This window comes from Streptomyces sp. NBC_00029, assembly GCF_045160505.1.
Classification (GTDB): Bacteria; Actinomycetota; Actinomycetes; order Streptomycetales; family Streptomycetaceae; genus Streptomyces.
The window spans coordinates 5,411,467-5,427,649 of record NZ_CP108292.1 but is presented as its reverse complement, the minus strand read 5'-3'; the positions used below and the strand labels follow the sequence as shown (position 1 = coordinate 5,427,649).

General features: G+C 68.7%; 18 protein-coding genes. 2 read left to right on the top strand and 16 right to left on the bottom strand.

What is annotated here, in order from left to right; translation table 11 throughout:
* Window positions 1-12: 12 nt before the first annotated feature.
* A complete protein-coding gene (locus OG753_RS25500; RefSeq protein ID WP_405790252.1) occupies window positions 13-783 on the bottom strand; it encodes a hypothetical protein in 771 nt (256 codons plus the stop codon).
* A gap of 327 nt (window positions 784-1,110) precedes the next feature.
* On the opposite strand from OG753_RS25500, the gene coaA reads away from it, so the two are divergent.
* Together coaA and OG753_RS25490 are read left to right on the top strand one after the other, a co-directional pair.
* Entirely contained in the window at window positions 1,111-2,160 is a 1,050-nt protein-coding gene (gene coaA / locus OG753_RS25495) for a type I pantothenate kinase (RefSeq protein WP_327263999.1), read from the top strand.
* A 23-nt stretch (window positions 2,161-2,183) separates the two neighbouring features.
* Window positions 2,184-3,152: a DUF389 domain-containing protein gene (locus OG753_RS25490; RefSeq protein WP_327263998.1), complete on the top strand. Its 969-nt coding sequence runs from the start codon at window positions 2,184-2,186 to the stop codon at window positions 3,150-3,152.
* Between the two features lie 11 nt (window positions 3,153-3,163).
* Here the strand turns inward: OG753_RS25490 and glmM are convergent, their stop codons facing one another.
* The 15 genes from glmM to secY form a co-directional block, all read right to left on the bottom strand.
* Window positions 3,164-4,522 (bottom strand): phosphoglucosamine mutase, encoded by a 1,359-nt coding sequence (gene glmM, locus OG753_RS25485; protein WP_405790250.1) that lies wholly within the window; start codon window positions 4,520-4,522, stop codon window positions 3,164-3,166.
* A 135-nt stretch (window positions 4,523-4,657) separates the two neighbouring features.
* Window positions 4,658-5,179 carry a 30S ribosomal protein S9 gene (rpsI, locus tag OG753_RS25480; protein WP_327263996.1) on the bottom strand — a complete coding sequence of 174 codons (522 nt, stop codon included), beginning with the start codon at window positions 5,177-5,179 and terminating at the stop codon, window positions 4,658-4,660.
* Window positions 5,180-5,221: 42 nt separating this feature from the next.
* Complete coding sequence (gene rplM, locus OG753_RS25475) at window positions 5,222-5,665, bottom strand: 50S ribosomal protein L13 (protein WP_073912858.1); 444 nt, start codon at window positions 5,663-5,665, stop codon at window positions 5,222-5,224.
* Between the two features lie 231 nt (window positions 5,666-5,896).
* Window positions 5,897-7,192: a glycosyltransferase family 87 protein gene (locus OG753_RS25470; protein ID WP_327263995.1), complete on the bottom strand. Its 1,296-nt coding sequence runs from the start codon at window positions 7,190-7,192 to the stop codon at window positions 5,897-5,899.
* 69 nt (window positions 7,193-7,261) lie between these two features.
* A complete protein-coding gene (locus tag OG753_RS25465; RefSeq protein ID WP_327263994.1) occupies window positions 7,262-8,890 on the bottom strand; it encodes an ATP-binding cassette domain-containing protein in 1,629 nt (542 codons plus the stop codon).
* 33 nt (window positions 8,891-8,923) lie between these two features.
* The gene (truA, locus tag OG753_RS25460) at window positions 8,924-9,775 is read right to left on the bottom strand and encodes a tRNA pseudouridine(38-40) synthase TruA (RefSeq protein WP_327263993.1); all 852 of its coding nucleotides are present in this window, start codon (window positions 9,773-9,775) and stop codon (window positions 8,924-8,926) included.
* A 109-nt stretch (window positions 9,776-9,884) separates the two neighbouring features.
* Window positions 9,885-10,346 carry a 50S ribosomal protein L17 gene (gene rplQ, locus OG753_RS25455; RefSeq protein ID WP_030008477.1) on the bottom strand — a complete coding sequence of 154 codons (462 nt, stop codon included), beginning with the start codon at window positions 10,344-10,346 and terminating at the stop codon, window positions 9,885-9,887.
* Window positions 10,347-10,490: 144 nt separating this feature from the next.
* Window positions 10,491-11,513, bottom strand: a complete 1,023-nt coding sequence (locus OG753_RS25450; protein ID WP_008739666.1) for a DNA-directed RNA polymerase subunit alpha — start codon at window positions 11,511-11,513, stop codon at window positions 10,491-10,493.
* 151 nt (window positions 11,514-11,664) lie between these two features.
* Complete coding sequence (gene rpsK, locus OG753_RS25445) at window positions 11,665-12,069, bottom strand: 30S ribosomal protein S11 (protein ID WP_003956432.1); 405 nt, start codon at window positions 12,067-12,069, stop codon at window positions 11,665-11,667.
* 54 nt (window positions 12,070-12,123) lie between these two features.
* Entirely contained in the window at window positions 12,124-12,504 is a 381-nt protein-coding gene (gene rpsM, locus OG753_RS25440; protein ID WP_069921529.1) for a 30S ribosomal protein S13, read from the bottom strand.
* 200 nt (window positions 12,505-12,704) lie between these two features.
* On the bottom strand, window positions 12,705-12,818 hold the full coding sequence (gene rpmJ / locus OG753_RS25435; protein ID WP_003956441.1) for a 50S ribosomal protein L36: 114 nt from the start codon (window positions 12,816-12,818) through the stop codon (window positions 12,705-12,707).
* Window positions 12,819-12,891: 73 nt separating this feature from the next.
* Window positions 12,892-13,113, bottom strand: a complete 222-nt coding sequence (gene infA / locus OG753_RS25430) for a translation initiation factor IF-1 (RefSeq protein ID WP_003956442.1) — start codon at window positions 13,111-13,113, stop codon at window positions 12,892-12,894.
* Between the two features lie 138 nt (window positions 13,114-13,251).
* Window positions 13,252-14,103 carry a type I methionyl aminopeptidase gene (gene map / locus OG753_RS25425; protein ID WP_327263992.1) on the bottom strand — a complete coding sequence of 284 codons (852 nt, stop codon included), beginning with the start codon at window positions 14,101-14,103 and terminating at the stop codon, window positions 13,252-13,254.
* A gap of 103 nt (window positions 14,104-14,206) precedes the next feature.
* Window positions 14,207-14,854 (bottom strand): adenylate kinase, encoded by a 648-nt coding sequence (locus OG753_RS25420; protein WP_327263991.1) that lies wholly within the window; start codon window positions 14,852-14,854, stop codon window positions 14,207-14,209.
* The gene (gene secY, locus OG753_RS25415; protein WP_326588506.1) at window positions 14,854-16,167 is read right to left on the bottom strand and encodes a preprotein translocase subunit SecY; all 1,314 of its coding nucleotides are present in this window, start codon (window positions 16,165-16,167) and stop codon (window positions 14,854-14,856) included. The genes OG753_RS25420 and secY overlap by 1 nt, the downstream gene beginning before the upstream one ends.
* Between the last annotated feature and the right edge of the window lie 16 nt (window positions 16,168-16,183).

Below are 16,183 nucleotides of genomic sequence, written 5' to 3'. Positions count from 1 at the left end.
GTGGGGAAGGGGTCAGCCGAGCTTCTTGACCTGGGCGTCGACGACGTCCTTCGGCTGCTCGGCGACGCCGGCCAGGCTCAGGGCCGAGAAGGTCGCCAGGGTGCTGCCCTTGCGCACGACCACGAGCTCCATGCTCACCGGCGAGCCGTCGGCGTCACCCGTCACGGTGTAGGCGAGGGCCTCGTCGCCCGCGGTCACGGCGGCACCCGGGGCCACCTTCGTGATCTTGAGCGAGTCGCCCGCCTGGGTACCCGTGTAGCCGCCGGCGCAGGCCGTGCCCGCCGTCTTGAGGGAGGCGAAGGCCTCCGCGGCGCCCTTGCCCTCGTACGAGTGGAGGGAGACAGAGGTGGCGGTGCCGCTCAGGGCGTCCAGACCGGCCTTGAGCTTCTCCTCCGGGCTGGCGTCGGCGGCGGGCTCCTTGCCCTTGGCGACGGCCTTGGTGCCGGCCGTGCCCGCGGCGGTGCCGACCGCGTTCATCGACTGCGCGGAGACCAGCGGCTGGCACTCCGCCTTGTCGCTCTTGGCAGCGCCCGCGGCGGCGATCTCGGCCGGGGTGGCCGGCTTGACCACGTGGTTCGGCAGGTCGGCCTGGACCACGAGCGCAGCGGTCAGCTCGGCGGTCGTCTTCGCCTTGGCGGCCGGGGCGGCCGACGTCGCCGCCGCCCCGGACGGCTTGGAGTCGGCCTTGGTGTCGGCCTTCTCGCCGCCGCAGGCGGTGGCCAGCAGGGCCAGGGACACCGCGGAAGCGGCAACGACGGTACGACGGACAAGAGCGTTACGCACGAAAGATCTCCCCCATGGAGTTACGACAGCGACAGGGCAGCCCGAAACGACGCCCCCGAAGCGGGGCGTGGGCATGACTGCGGTGATCAACAATGTACGGGGCCGTCGATCACCCCGTGCCCCGGGGCGACGATCGCGGACAATCGTGACCCGGACGAGACCCCAAGCATTTCCAACCGAAACCACCCGGCGTACAACCACGCCCCATCCGGCCCGCCCTGTCCGGTACTCGCCCTCACCGGGCTCCGGTACCCGCCCCCGCACCCCCGTTGCACACGTGACCGACCACACCACCCACAACGGCCCCGGAGCCCCGACAATGGCGGTGTGATCACTTCGCCGCCACGAAGCAACACGCCGGACGACGCAACGGCGCGCACCGGCCGCGACGGGCACCCGACGCGCCCCGCGCACCGCCGGGGCCCCGAGGCCTCGCCGTACCTCGACCTCACGCGCGCCGAGTGGAGCGCCCTGCGCGAGCGGACCCCGCTGCCGCTGACCGCCGACGAGGTGGAGCGGCTGCGCGGCCTCGGTGACGTCATCGACCTCGACGAGGTCCGCGACGTCTACCTGCCGCTCTCCCGGCTCCTCAACCTCTACGTGGGCGCCACCAGCAACCTCCGCGGCACCCTCAACACCTTCCTCGGTGACGCGGGCAACGGGCACGGCGCCCAGCAGGGCACCCCCTTCGTCATAGGGGTCGCCGGTTCGGTCGCCGTCGGCAAGTCCACCGTGGCCCGCCTGCTCCAGGCCCTGCTCGCCCGCTGGCCCGAGCACCCGCGCGTGGAGCTGGTCACCACCGACGGGTTCCTGTACCCGATGAAGGAGCTCCAGCGGCGCGGCCTCACCTCGCGCAAGGGTTTCCCGGAGTCCTACGACCGCCGCGCGCTCACCCGTTTCGTCGCCGACATCAAGGCAGGCAAGGACGAGGTGCGGGCCCCGGTCTACTCGCACCTGATCTACGACATCGTGCCCGGCGAGGAGCTCGTCGTCCGCCGCCCGGACATCCTCATCGTCGAGGGCCTCAACGTGCTCCAGCCGGCCCTTCCCGGCACGGACGGCCGCACCCGCGTGGCCCTCGCCGACTACTTCGACTTCAGCGTGTACGTGGACGCGCGCCCCGAGGACATCGAGCGCTGGTACCTGGGCCGCTTCCGGAAGCTGCGGGCGACCGCCTTCCAGAACCCCTTCTCGTACTTCCGCAAGTACACCCAGGTCTCCGAGGAGGAGGCCATGGAGTACGCGCAGACGATGTGGCGGACCATCAACCGGCCCAACCTGCTGGAGAACGTGGCGCCCACCCGCGGCCGGGCCACCCTCGTCGTCCGCAAGGGACCCGACCACAAGGTCCAGAAGCTGAGCCTCCGCAAGCTCTAGCCCTCAGTCGCTAGGGTGCGGAAATGCTGCATCTGCGGATGATCACCCCGCACCACCTCACCGAGCAGGTCGTGGCGCTGATCGACCGGACGGTCGGAACCACGCACCTGGTCGTCCTGACCGGCGCCGCCCGCGACCCCGAGGGCGATCTCGTGCTGTGCGACGTCGCCCGCGAGGCGGCGGACGAGCTCCTGCAGGCGATGCGCCACCTCGGCATCGACGAGACCGGTTCGATCGCCGTGGAGAACATCGACCTGTCGATCTCCAGGCGCGCCGACGACGCCGAGGAGGAAGCGCCGGGCGAGGCCGCCGACGCGGTGGTCTGGGAGCAGCTCGCCGAGTCGACGCACGAGGAGTCCACCCTCACGATCACCTACGCCGCCTTCATGATCGTGGCGACGATGATCGCGGCCTGCGGCGTGGTCCTGGACAACGCGATCCTGATCGTGGGCGCCATGGCGGTCGGCCCGGAATTCGGCCCGCTCGCCGGTATCTGCACCGGCCTGGTGCAGCGCCGTCACAAGCTGGCCGGCCGCTCGCTCTTCGCTCTGTTCGTCGGCTTCACCGCGGCGATCGTGGCGACGACGGTCTTCAGTCTGGGGATGAACGCGCTCGGGCTGTTCCACGAGGGGATGCTGGAGAACCCCCGGCCGAACACCAGCTTCATCTGGCAGCCGGACCCGTTCTCCTTCGTCGTCGCGCTGCTCGCCGGTGTGGCCGGCATGCTGTCGCTGACCTCGGCGAAGGCCGGTGCGCTGGTGGGCGTGGCGATCTCCGTCACCACCGTGCCGGCGGGCGCGAACGCCGCGGTGGCCCTCAGCTACGGCGACTTCTCCCAGATGTGGGGCTCGGCCGTGCAGCTGGCGCTGAACCTCGGCGGCATCATCCTGGCCGGGACGCTCACGCTGATCTGCTGGAAACTGCTGTGGCGCACCCAGGAGGGCCGGATGATCCGGAAACCGGGTGCGCCACACGGGCCGGGCAGCGTCTGAACGAGGGCGTTCTAGCCGAGCGCGGACTTCACGACGTCCGCGAGCCGGCCGGCGACCGAGCGGGCCTGCTCGATGTCGGCGGCCTCGACCATCACCCGTACGAGCGGCTCCGTGCCGGACGGACGCAGCAGCACCCGCCCGGTGGTGCCCAGCTCGCGCTCGGCATCGCCGACGGCCGCGGCCAGCTCGGCGGAGGTGGTGACGCGGGACTTGTCCACGTCGGGAACGTTGATCAGCACCTGCGGCAGCCGCTGCATGACGCCCGCCAGCTCGGCGAGGGACTTGCCGGTGGCCGCGACGCGCGCCGCCAGCAGCAGGCCGGTCAGCGTGCCGTCCCCGGTGGTCGCGTGGTCGAGGATGATCACGTGGCCGGACTGCTCGCCGCCGAGCGCGTAGCCGTGCTCCTTCATCGACTCCAGCACGTACCGGTCGCCGACACCGGTCTGCACGACCTGGATGCCCTCGCCCTCCATGGCCAGCTTGAAGCCCAGGTTGGACATGACGGTGCCGACCACGGTGTTCTCGCGCAGCTGGCCGGCCTCGCGCATGGCCAGCGCCAGCACCGCGAGGATCTGGTCCCCGTCGACCTCCGCGCCGGAGCCGTCCACGGCCAGGCAGCGGTCCGCGTCGCCGTCGTGCGCGATGCCGAAGTCGGCGCCGTGCTCGACCACGGCAGCCTTGAGCAGGCCGAGGTGGGTGGAGCCGCAGCCCTCGTTGATGTTGAGGCCGTTGGGCTCGGCACCGATCGTGATGATCTCCGCGCCGGCCCGCGCGAAGGCCTCGGGCGAGACGTACGCGGCCGCGCCGTGCGCTTCGTCCAGGACGACCTTCAGGCCTTCGAGGCGGTTCGGGAGGACCCCGATGAGGTGGGCGACGTACTTGTCGAAGCCCTCGCTGTAGTCCGAGACGCGGCCGACGCCGGAGCCGGTGGGCCGGTCCCAGGGCGCGCCGGTGCGGTGCTGCTCGTAGGTCGACTCGATGCGGTCCTCCAGCTCGTCGGCGAGCTTGTGGCCGCCGCGCGCGAAGAACTTGATGCCGTTGTCGGGCATGGCGTTGTGGCTGGCGGAGAGCATCACGCCGAGGTCGGCGCCCAGCGCACCGGTGAGATACGCCACCGCCGGGGTGGGCAGCACACCGACGCGCAGGACGTCCACGCCCGCGCTCGCGAGGCCGGCCACGACCGCCGCCTCAAGGAATTCGCCGGAGGCGCGGGGATCCCGGCCGACCACGGCGGTCGCCCGGTGGCCTTCGAAGGTGCCCGCCTCGGCCAGTACGTGGGCAGCCGCCACGGAGAGGCCGAGCGCGAGCTCCGCCGTCAGATCCGCGTTGGCAACGCCGCGTACACCGTCCGTCCCGAAGAGTCGTCCCACTGTTGTCCTCCCGAGTTTCCGCTTCGCGTATGACCGCTTGTGACAGGTATTTGCCGCTTGTGGCGGTAAACGAACCGCCCCGACAGCACAGAGAGTGCTGCCGGGGCGGTTACGTTGCAGAACAGCAGGCGCAGATTAACGCTTGCTGTACTGCGGAGCCTTACGGGCCTTCTTGAGACCGGCCTTCTTGCGCTCGACCGCACGGTCGTCGCGGGAGAGGAAGCCGGCCTTCTTCAGCGCCGGACGGTTGTTGTCGACATCCGCCTCGTTCAGCGCACGGGCCACGCCGAGGCGCAGGGCGCCGGCCTGACCGGAGACGCCGCCACCCGAGATGCGGGCGATGACGTCGTAGCGGCCGTCAAGCTCGAGGAGCTTGAAGGGCTCGTTGACTTCCTGCTGGTGCACCTTGTTGGGGAAGTAGTCCTCAAGGGTGCGACCGTTGATCTTCCACTTGCCGGTGCCCGGAACGATCCGAACGCGGGCAATGGCGTTCTTGCGACGGCCCAGGCCGGCAGCCGGCTGGGGGTCGCCGAAGCGACCGGCAAGGGACTCGGACGTGTAGTCGCCCTCGACGACGTCCGCGGTCTCGGTGGTGTACTCCTCGACGTTGCCCTCGAACTCGTCGACGGGGGTCGTCTCGGCGGTGGTCTCGGCCACGATGCTCCTCAGAATTTTCTACGTCTTAGGGGGTGGCCGGAACTACTGCGCGACCTGGGTGATCTCGAACGGCACCGGCTGCTGGGCAGCGTGGGGGTGCTGGTCGCCCGAGTAGACCTTCAGCTTCGAGAGCATCTGACGGCCCAGGGTGTTCTTGGGGAGCATGCCCTTGATGGCCTTCTCGACGGCCTTCTCCGGGTTGTTCGCCAGGAGGTCGTCGTAACGGACCGAGCGGAGACCACCCGGGTAACCCGAGTGGCGGTACGCCATCTTCTGGGTCGCCTTGTTGCCGGACAGGTGAACCTTGTCGGCGTTGACGATGATGACGAAGTCGCCCATGTCCATGTGGGGGGCGTAGGTCGGCTTGTGCTTACCCCGCAGGAGGGCAGCGGCCTGGGTCGCCAGACGGCCGAGGACAACGTCCTGGGCGTCGATGACGAGCCACTGGCGCGAGATGTCGCCGGGCTTGGGGCTGAACGTACGCACGCGTATGCCTTCGCTTCTTCAGTGGTGGTATCCCAAGGGCGCAAGCCCCACGGGAAGGTCCTGACAGGGTCACCACGGACGATCACGACAGCCCTCGTTCACAACGGGGACGCAACCCGCGTGAACTGCTGGTCATCGGTCCGGTGGACCGGCGCAAGGCCCTTTCACGTGAGAATGAGAAAGCCAATACGCATAACAAACCAGCAGAGTACCCAAGAGGACCCATTCGGGTCAAAACGCGGTCCGCGATGCCGATTCTGCTGGCGTCGCGGCGCACTCCGGTTCGGTCCTGGGTAGGGACCCCGCAGTTGTTACAGGTGCAAGAGTAACCCGCCCGGAGCGCAGCGCACGACGCGCCAGCAGGATCGTGAGCCCGCACAGCGTGGCGCAGTCCTTGAAAGCCCGCCGCTTGGCCTCCAGCTCGGACGGCCACGGGATGCCCGCCACCTGGGGCCCCAGAGCCACCCAGAACCAGGGGGAACGCGCCACCGAGCCCGGCCGGACCGCCGAGGCGATCAGCAGCGGCAGGACCACCAGCAGGTAGTGGTCGAAGGACGGCCGCGACACCAGGAATGCGGCGAGCATCACCATGCAGGCCGTCTCCGCCAGGCGCAGCTCGCCCCGGTCGGCGTCGTCCCGCCGCCACCGCACCCAGGCCGCCCACAGGGCCGCACCGGCACCCGCGAACGCGACCAGCACCGCCAGCGGCTCCGGCACCCCCAGCCGCGGCAGCACCGCGATCGGCGAGGCGTCCCAGGGCAGCGCGTACGCGTCCTGCCCCTTGAGCAGGAACGGCAGGGTCTTGGTGAAGAACAGCGACGGGCTCGGCATCATCAGCGCACCGGCCAGCGAGAACAGCAGCGGCACCAGCACCGCCGCGGCCAGCCCCCGCCACCGCCGGGCCACCAGGAACAGCAGTCCGAGCGGCACCAGCATCGGCTTGCACGCGATCGCGAGCCCCACCACCAGCCCCGCCGAACCCCACGAGCGCCGGTGCGCGAGCAGCAGCGCCACCGGCAGTGCGGCCGCCGAGATGGCGGTCCAGTTCCCGATGAGCACGAGGTTCGCGTACGGCTTGTAGGCGAGGGCGAACAGCGCGAACCCGCCGACCGCGAAGCGCGAGCGCAGCGGCACCGAGAACAGCCGCAGCGCGGCCAGCCAGCCCACGCCCAGCAACCCGGACATCCCGACCGGCAGCAGCCACCGCAGCACCTCGCGCGGCAGCAGCGCCTCCGGCACCGCCATGATCACGGCACTGGGAAGGTAGAGGAAGCGCTTGTCCTCGTACGGGGACCCGCCCGCCAGCAGCGTCTCCGCGGCCTTGACCACGAAGGCGTTGTCGGAGCCCCAGTTCGCCCGCAGGCTCGTGGAGACGGCGATGCCGAGGACCACGGCGAGGGAGACCAGCTGCCAGGTCCGGGAGGCGGGCTGCAGCAGCCGGTCGACCAGCCGGCTCCCCGGGGTCCGGTCCCCGGCCCCCCGGTCCCCCGCGCCCTGGTTCCTGGCGCTCTGGTTCTCCCACTTCATCAGCCAGATGCTAGGCCGCAGCCCCACGACGCCTGCCCCTCACTCCACCGAGGGGGTGATGGTCTCCCCCTAGCGCTTGCGTTCGACTCTACGTTCGTCCCAGACGGGTTCCTGAGTCTCCCGCACAACACCGTCCGAACCGAAGACCAGGTAACGGTCAAATGTGCGCGCGAACCACCGGTCGTGCGTGACGCACAGCACAGTGCCCTCGTACGCCTCCAGACCCTCCTGGAGGGCCTCCGCGGACTCCAGGTCCAGGTTGTCCGTCGGCTCGTCCAGCAGCAGCGCCGTGGTGCCCGCCAGCTCCAGCAGCAGGATCTGGAAACGTGCCTGCTGACCGCCGGAGAGCTTCTCGAAGGGCTGGTCGCCCTGCCGCTCCAGCTCGTAGCGGCGCAGGGCGCCCATCGCCTGGCCCAGGGGCTTGGCCGCCTCGGTCCACAGGATGTCGACGAGGGTCCGGCCGAACAGCTCCGGGTGCGCGTGGGTCTGCGCGAAATGGCCGGGAACCACCCTCGCGCCCAGCTTCCAGGTGCCGGTGTGCTTGACGTCCTCGCCGGCCAGCAGCCGCAGGAAGTGCGACTTGCCCGAGCCGTTGGAGCCGAGGACCGCGACCCGCTCCCCGTAGAAGACCTCCAGGGAGAAGGGCTTCATCAGGCCCGTCAGCTCCAGGTTCTCCACGGTCAGCGCGCGCACGCCGGTGCGCCCGCCCTTGAGCCGCATCTTGATGTCCTGCTCCCGCGGCGGCTCCGGCGGCGGGCCGGCCTCCTCGAACTTCTGGAAGCGGGTCTGCATCGCCCGGTAGCGCGAGGCCATGTCGGGGCTGCTCGCGGCCTGATTGCGCAGCCGCAGCACCAGGGCCTTCAGCCGTGCGTGCTCCTCGTCCCAGCGCCGCTTGAGCTCCTCGAAGCGCGCGAAGCGCTCCTTGCGGGCCTCGTGGTAGGTGTCGAAGCCCGAGCCGTGCACCCAGACGTCGGAGCCCGTCGGGCTCGCCTCCAGGCTGATGATCTTCTCGGCCGCCTGGGTCAGGAGCTCCCGGTCGTGCGAGACGAAGAGCACCGTCTTGCGGGTGGCCTTCAGCTGGTCCTCCAGCCAGCGCTTGCCCGGGACGTCGAGGTAGTTGTCCGGCTCGTCGAGCAGCAGCACCTCGTCGGGGCCGCGCAGCAGCGCCTCCAGCACGAGCCGCTTCTGCTCACCGCCCGAGAGCGTGCGCACCTCGCGGAACTGCGCGCTGTCGTACGGGATGGCCAGCGCGGCCATGGTGCAGACGTCCCAGAGGGTCTCCGCCTCGTACCCCTGGACGTCCGCCCAGTCGCTCAGCGCCTGCGCGTAGGCCATCTGCGCGGCCTCGTCGTCGACGGTGAGGATCAGCTCCTCGGCCCGGTCCACCGCCTTCGCGGCCTCCCGGATGCGCGGCTGGGCCACCGAGACCAGCAGGTCCCGTACGGTCGTCTCGTCCCGCACGGAGCCCACGAACTGCGACATCACGCCGAGGCCGCCGGAGACGGTGATCCCGCCGCCGTGCGGCTGGAGCTCGCCGGAGATCATCTTCAGCAGGGTGGTCTTGCCCGCCCCGTTCGCCCCGACGAGGGCGACGACCGACCCCTCCCCCACGCGGAAGGAGACGTCAGGGAGCAGTACCCGCCCGTCGGGAAGGTAGTACTCCAGGTGGCTGGCTTCGAGATGTCCCATGCCGGGCATTGTCCAGGTCCGGCGCCGATCCGCCCAAACGGATTAGCAGCAGCCCGCGCCCGGCAGGGTCCGCATGTTGCGCGCTTCCTTGCTGCGGGCGGCCAGCAGCTCGTCCGCCGGGTAGCCGACCTCCTCCAGGGTCAGCCCGTGCGGCTTGACCACGTGCACCGAGGAGTCCCGTACGCCGGCCGCCAGCACCTTGCCGGGCCAGTCGGTGGGCCGGTGCCCGTCCCCGACGTGCAGCATGGCGCCCACCAGCGAGCGGACCATGTTGTGGCAGAAGGCGTCGGCGCGGACGGTCGCGGTGACGATCCCGTCCTCGGCGCGCTCCCAGCTGAGCTGCTGGAGCGTACGGATGGTCGTGGCGCCCTCGCGCTTCTTGCAGTACGCGGCGAAGTCGTGCTCGCCGAGCAGCGCGGCGGCGGCCTCGTTCATGGCGTCCACGTCGAGCGGCCACTGGTGCCACAGCACGTGCCCCCGGCGCAGCGGGTCGACGCCGCCCTGGTGGTCGCCCACCCGGTACGCGTAGCGCCGCCAGATGGCCGAGAAGCGCGCGTTGAAGCCCTCCGGGGCCTCGGCGACCTTCCACACCCGTACGTCGTGCGGCAGCCGGCCCGCGAGGCGGCGCAGCAGCTTGTCGTGGTGCTCGGCCCACACCTCCTCGGCGAGGTCGAACTGGGCGACCTGTCCGCGGGCGTGCACCCCCGCGTCGGTCCGTCCGGCCACCGTCAGCTCGACCGGCCCGGACAGCCGCATCACGGTCTGCAGGGCCGACTCCAGCTCGCCCTGGACGGTCCGCAGCACGCGCTGCTTCGCCCAGCCGGAGAAGTCCTTGCCGTCGTAGCTCAGGTCCAGCCGCACCCGGACGTGCCCGGGCTCCACCTCGTCACTCACGTGACCGATCCTCTCAGAAAGCCGATTCCGCCAGGCACAGCAGAACGGGCCCGCCCCGGAAGGGGGCGGGCCCGTTCAGAGCCGTTCAAGCAAGCGTGATCCCGGAGGATCAGGCCTCCTTGGTCTCCTCGGCGGGGGTCTCGACGGCCTCCGCCTCCTTGACCGCGCGCTTGGTGGCGGCCTCGGCCTCACCGGTGGCCTGCTGGGCGACCGTAAGGGCCTCGACCAGCTCGATCACGGCCATCGGGGCGTTGTCGCCACGACGGTTGCCGATCTTGGTGATGCGCGTGTAACCACCGGGGCGGTTCTCGTAGCGCGGGGCGATCTCGGTGAAGAGCGTGTGCACGATGCTCTTGTCCGTGATCGTCTGCAGCACCAGGCGACGGTTGTGGATGTCGCCCTTCTTGGCCTTGGTGACCAGACGCTCGGCGTAGGGACGCAGGCGACGGGCCTTGGCCTCGGTGGTGGTGATGCGGCCGTGCTCGAAGAGCGACTTCGCGAGGTTCGCGAGGAGGTGCTTCTCGTGCGCGGCGCTGCCGCCCAGACGGGCACCCTTTGCGGGACGCGGCATGGTGTTACTCCTTCATATCTGCACCGGCCGTGTCAGGTACCGGTGTCAGTTCCCCCGAGGCGGATGCCGCGGGAAAGTCTCTTGGGTTCCAGACCCGGCCGGCGGCCCGGGCCCGTGGGCCCCGGCCGCCGGCGGCGGGGTGGATCAGTACTGCTCGGTCTCGACGAAACCGGCGTCCGCGTCGTCGTCGGCGCCGAAGGCGTCGGCGGCGGCGGTCGGGTCGAATCCGGGCGGGCTGTCCTTGAGGGCCAGGCCCATGCCGGCCAGCTTCGCCTTGACCTCGTCGATCGACTTCGCACCGAAGTTGCGGATGTCGAGCAGGTCGGCCTCGGAGCGGGCGACGAGCTCACCCACGGAGTGGATGCCCTCGCGCTTGAGGCAGTTGTACGAGCGGACCGTGAGCTCGAGCTCCTCGATCGGCAGCGCCAGGTCGGCGGCCAGGGCCGCGTCCGTCGGCGAGGGGCCCATGTCGATGCCCTCGGCGTCGATGTTGAGCTCGCGCGCCAGACCGAACAGCTCGACCAGGGTCTTACCGGCGGACGCCATGGCGTCGCGCGGGCGCATGGCCTGCTTGGTCTCGACGTCGACGATCAGCTTGTCGAAGTCGGTGCGCTGCTCGACTCGGGTCGCCTCGACCTTGTAGGTGACCTTGAGGACCGGGCTGTAGATGGAGTCGATCGGGATGCGACCGATCTCCTGGCCCAGCTGCTTGTTCTGGACGGCGGAGACGTAGCCGCGACCGCGCTCGACGGTCAGCTCCATCTCCAGCTTGCCCTTGCCGTTGAGCGTGGCGAGGACGAGGTCCGGGTTGTGCACCTCGACACCGGCCGGGGGCGCGATGTCGGCAGCGGTGACCAGGCCGGGACCCTGCTTGCGCAGGTACATCACGACCGGCTCGTCGTGCTCCGAGGAGACGACCAGCTGCTTGATGTTGAGGATGATGTCGGTGACGTCTTCCTTGACGCCCGGCACGGTGGTGAACTCGTGCAGGACGCCGTCCACGCGGATGCTGGTGACAGCGGCACCCGGGATGGAGGACAGGAGGGTACGGCGCAGGGAGTTGCCGAGGGTGTAACCGAAGCCCGGCTCCAGCGGCTCGATCACGAACCGCGAGCGGTACTCGTCGACGACCTCTTCGGTCAGCGAAGGACGCTGAGCGATAAGCATGTCTGTGTTCCTTCATTCGTGGACGCCCACTATTTGACGCCCGACGGGATGCCGTACCAGAAGTACGGCTACTGCAAGGGTACGGGCGGTACGTCCCCAGAAGGGGTCGTACCGCCCGGACACTCAAGAACGCACGGGTGCGTCCGCTGCGTCAGACGCGGCGGCGCTTCGGCGGGCGGCAGCCGTTGTGCGGGGTGGGGGTGACGTCCTGGATCGAGCCGACCTCGAGGCCGGTGGCCTGGAGGGAGCGGATCGCGGTCTCGCGGCCGGAGCCCGGACCCTTCACGAAGACGTCAACCTTGCGCATGCCGTGCTCCTGCGCGCGACGGGCGGCCGACTCGGCAGCCATCTGCGCGGCGAAGGGGGTGGACTTGCGCGAGCCCTTGAAGCCGACGTGGCCGGCGGAGGCCCAGGAGATCACGTTGCCCGAGGGGTCGGTGATCGAAACGATGGTGTTGTTGAACGTGCTCTTGATGTGGGCGTGCCCGTGAGCGACGTTCTTCTTTTCCTTGCGGCGCACCTTCTTGGCAGCGCCCTGACGACCCTTGGGGGGCATCTAAATCTCCTACGGGAGGTGGTCGGTCCTACAGCGCAAGACCGCTGAACAGGACTACTTCTTGCCCGGCTTCTTCTTACCGGCGATCGCGCGACGCGGGCCCTTGCGGGTACGCGCGTTGGTGCTGGTGCGCTGACCGTGCACCGGCAGGCCACGACGGTGGCGGATGCCCTGGTAGCACTGGATCTCGATCTTGCGGCGGATGTCGCCCTGGATCTCGCGGCGGAGGTCACCCTCGGTGCGGAGGTTGGCGTCCACGTACTCGCGGATCTTGACCAGGTCCTCTTCGGCCAGGTCACGAACGCGGGTGTTCGGGTTCACACCGGTGGCCGCAAGGATCTCCTTGGACCGGGTGCGACCGACACCGAAGACGTAGGTGAGTGCGATCTCCACGCGCTTTTCGCGCGGGATGTCAACACCGGAAACGCGTGCCATTCAATGGCTCCTGTGTGTTCGGGGGTCTTCAGCAGAACCGACCCCGACCGCCGACCACCCTGAAGTGGGTGATGGTACGTCCGGGTCCCCGGCCCCCGCCGGAGGTACCGCCGGCCCCGTGAAGGGCTGGGCGGGTTCTGCGTAATTACGTTTTCTTACGTCGCGCGAAGAACTGCGGAAGGCAGGTCGGTCGGCGTGCGTCAGCCCTGGCGCTGCTTGTGGCGCAGGTTGTCGCAGATGACCATGACCCGGCCGTGACGGCGGATCACCTTGCACTTGTCGCAGATCTTCTTGACGCTCGGCTTGACCTTCATGTTGGTGAGGTTCTCCGGGTCAGTGCCACCACCCGCACCGGGACGGATGCCCAGGCAGGAGTGAGAGCAAGATCTACTTGTATCGGTAGACGATCCGGCCACGCGTCAGGTCGTACGGAGAGAGCTCCACAACGACCCGGTCATCCGGGAGGATGCGGATGTAGTGCATACGCATCTTGCCGCTGATGTGCGCGAGGACCTTGTGACCGTTCTGGAGTTCCACCTTGAACATCGCGTTCGGGAGGGACTCGATCACGGTGCCCTCGATTTCGATGGCACCTTGCTTCTTGGCCACGCTTCGCCTTTCGAATCGGCTACCTTGATCGGCTCGGTGCGCCATGCAGGCATGGAAGTGCACGAGAGCCGACGAGTCAGTCTACGTCAGGGCACCCAGAAAGACGAATCCGGAAAGTTTGCCCCAGAGTCTAGATCATTAACCGAGGGGGTCCGGAGCCGTGGTGACTCCGTACTCCGCCAGCTTCGCCTTGCCGCAGTCCGGGCTGGTCAGGACGATGGGTCCCGCCTCCGTCAGCGCGATGGAGTGCTCCCAGTGCGAGGACCAGGTGCCGTCCGTCGTGATGACCGTCCAGTCGTCCGAAAGGACCTCCGTCTGGGCGGTGCCCAGGGAGACCATCGGCTCGATCGCAAGGCACAGGCCCGGGACGAGCTTGATCCCCTTGCCCCGCTTGCGCGAGACGTAGTTCAGCAGGTGCGGGTCCATGTGCATCTCGGACCCGATGCCGTGGCCGCCGTAGTCCTCGATGATCCCGAACTTGCCGAGGCTGTGGTCACCGGTGGACGGGCGGGGCTGGCGCCTGATGTACGTCTCGATCGCCTTCGAGATGTCCACGAGGCGGTTGCCCAGCTTCATGGCGGCGATACCGGCCCACATGGACTCCTCGGTCACCCGGGAGAGCTCCACGAGCTCAGGGGCGTGCCCCGTGCCCACGAAGGCGGTGTACGCGGCGTCGCCGTGCCAGCCGTCCACGATCGCGCCGGCGTCGATCGAGATGATGTCGCCGTCCTTGAGGACGGTCTTGTCGTCCGGGATGCCGTGGACGACGACCTCGTTCACCGAGGTGCAGATGGTCGCGGGGAAGCCGCCGTAGCCGAGGAAGTTCGACTTGGCACCGGCGTCCGCGATGACCTTGCGGGCCACCATGTCCAGATCCCGCGTCGTGGCGCCCGGCACGGCCGCCTCACGGGTCGCAGCGTGGATCGCGGCGACGACCAGCCCTGCCTCGCGCATCTTCGCGATCTGCTCGGGGGTCTTGATCTGGACCATGGGAAATGCCTTCCACCTTCGGATCTGCGCTGTACAGGTCTTCTCAACAGTACGGCCGCGATGTCCTGGGGACACCGCGGCCGTACCTGCACACAAAGAGTTACTACTTCTTGAGGGCGTCCATCGCGCGCTTCGTGACGTCCGCGACCTCACCGAGGGCCGGGATGGTCACCAGCAGGCCCTGGGCCTTGTAGTAGTCGATGATCGGCTCGGTCTGCGTGTGGTAGACCTCGAGCCGGTTGCGCACCGTCGCCTCGGAGTCGTCGCCGCGCTGGTACAGCTCGCCGCCGCAGGTGTCGCAGACACCCTCGGCCTTGGGCTGGGCGTACGTCACGTGGAAGACGTGCGAGGAGTCGTTGCGGCAGATGCGCCGGCCGGCGATCCGCTTGACGACCTCGTCCTCCTCGACCTCCAGGTCGAGGACGGCGTCGAGCTTCATGCCCGCCGCCTGGAGCATCACGTCGAGCGCCTCGGCCTGCGAGACGTTGCGCGGGAATCCGTCGAGCAGGAAGCCGTTCACGGCGTCCGGCTGCTCCATACGGTCCTTCGCCATGCCGATGGTCACCTCGTCGGGGACCAGGTCGCCGGCGTCCATGTACGCCTTCGCCTGCTTGCCCAGCTCAGTGCCCTGGCTGATGTTGGCCCGGAACAGGTCGCCCGTGGAGATGTGCGGAATCGACAGGTTCTTGGCAAGGAACGCGGCCTGCGTTCCCTTGCCCGCACCGGGCGGTCCAACGAGGACGATTCGCATCAGCGGAGGAACCCTTCGTAATTACGCTGCTGGAGCTGGCTCTCGATCTGCTTCACGGTTTCCAGACCCACACCCACGATGATGAGGATGCTCGTCCCGCCGAACGGGAAGTTCTGGTTCGCTCCGAAGCCGGCCAACGCCATCGTCGGCACAAGAGCGATGAGACCCAGGTACAGCGACCCCGGCCAGGTGATCCGGTTGAGTACGTAGCTCAGGTACTCGGCGGTGGGCCGACCGGCGCGGATGCCCGGGATGAACCCACCATACTTCTTCATGTTGTCTGCAACTTCCTCGGGGTTGAACGAGATCGCCACGTAGAAGAACGCGAAGAAAACGATCAGGAGGAAGTACACCGCGATGTAGTACGGGTGGTCGCCCTTGACGAAGTGCTTCTGGATCCAGGTGGCCCAGCCCGCGGTGGACCCGCTGAACTGCACGACCAGTGCCGGGATGTAGAGCAGCGACGAGGCGAAGATAACGGGGATGATGCCCGCCTGGTTCACCTTGAGCGGGATGTAGGTCGAGGTACCACCGTAGGCACGGCGGCCGATCATGCGCTTCGCGTACTGGACCGGGATCCGGCGCTGCGCCTGCTCGACGAAGACGACGAGGCCGACCATCGCGAGACCGACGAGCATGACCACGCCGAACTCGACCCAGCCGTCGGCGATCTTGCCCTGCTCCTTGATGGCCCACAGGGCGCCGATGAAGCCGGCGGCGATCGAGATGAACATGAGGATCGACATGCCGTTGCCGATGCCGCGGTCGGTGATGAGCTCACCGAGCCACATGACGACGCAGGTACCGGCGGTCATGGTGACCACCATGACGACCGTGGTGAAGATCGACCGGTCGGGGACGATCTGGCTGGCGACCTGGCAGCCCTGGAACAGGGCACCGGTGCGGGCCGTGGCGACGAGGCCCGTGCCCTGCAGGATCGCGAGCGCGACCGTCAGATAGCGCGTGTACTGAGTGATCTTCGCCGTGCCGGACTGTCCCTCTTTTTTGAGGGTCTCCAGCTTCGGGATGACCACGGTCAGCAGCTGCAGAATGATGCTCGCCGTGATGTAGGGCATGATGCCGAGCGCAAAGATCGTGATCTGCAGCAGCGCACCGCCGCTGAACATGTTGACCAGACCGAACAGCCCATTGCTGCTGCCTGCCTGTTCGACACAGATCTGAACGTTCTTGTAGCTCACGCCGGGTACCGGGATATGGGACCCGAGCCGGAACAGCACGATGATGCCGAGCGTGAAGAGCAGCTTCTTGCGCAGGTCGGGCGTCTTGAACGCCCGGGCGAACGCGGTGAGCACGGTGCCTCCTGCGACC

What these genes read in the sequence shown, in the direction of transcription:
- OG753_RS25490 (WP_327263998.1), top strand. Translation starts at nt 2,184, where the DNA reads ATGCTGCATCTGCGGATGATCACCCCGCACCACCTCACCGAGCAGGTC.
- OG753_RS25470 (WP_327263995.1), bottom strand. Translation starts at nt 7,192, where the DNA reads ATGAAGTGGGAGAACCAGAGCGCCAGGAACCAGGGCGCGGGGGACCGG.
- OG753_RS25465 (WP_327263994.1), bottom strand. Translation starts at nt 8,890, where the DNA reads ATGCCCGGCATGGGACATCTCGAAGCCAGCCACCTGGAGTACTACCTT.
- rplQ (WP_030008477.1), bottom strand. Translation starts at nt 10,346, where the DNA reads ATGCCGCGTCCCGCAAAGGGTGCCCGTCTGGGCGGCAGCGCCGCGCAC.
- OG753_RS25450 (WP_008739666.1), bottom strand. Translation starts at nt 11,513, where the DNA reads ATGCTTATCGCTCAGCGTCCTTCGCTGACCGAAGAGGTCGTCGACGAG.
- rpsK (WP_003956432.1), bottom strand. Translation starts at nt 12,069, where the DNA reads ATGCCCCCCAAGGGTCGTCAGGGCGCTGCCAAGAAGGTGCGCCGCAAG.
- rpsM (WP_069921529.1), bottom strand. Translation starts at nt 12,504, where the DNA reads ATGGCACGCGTTTCCGGTGTTGACATCCCGCGCGAAAAGCGCGTGGAG.
- rpmJ (WP_003956441.1), bottom strand. Translation starts at nt 12,818, where the DNA reads ATGAAGGTCAAGCCGAGCGTCAAGAAGATCTGCGACAAGTGCAAGGTG.
- map (WP_327263992.1), bottom strand. Translation starts at nt 14,103, where the DNA reads ATGGTCCAGATCAAGACCCCCGAGCAGATCGCGAAGATGCGCGAGGCA.
- OG753_RS25420 (WP_327263991.1), bottom strand. Translation starts at nt 14,854, where the DNA reads ATGCGAATCGTCCTCGTTGGACCGCCCGGTGCGGGCAAGGGAACGCAG.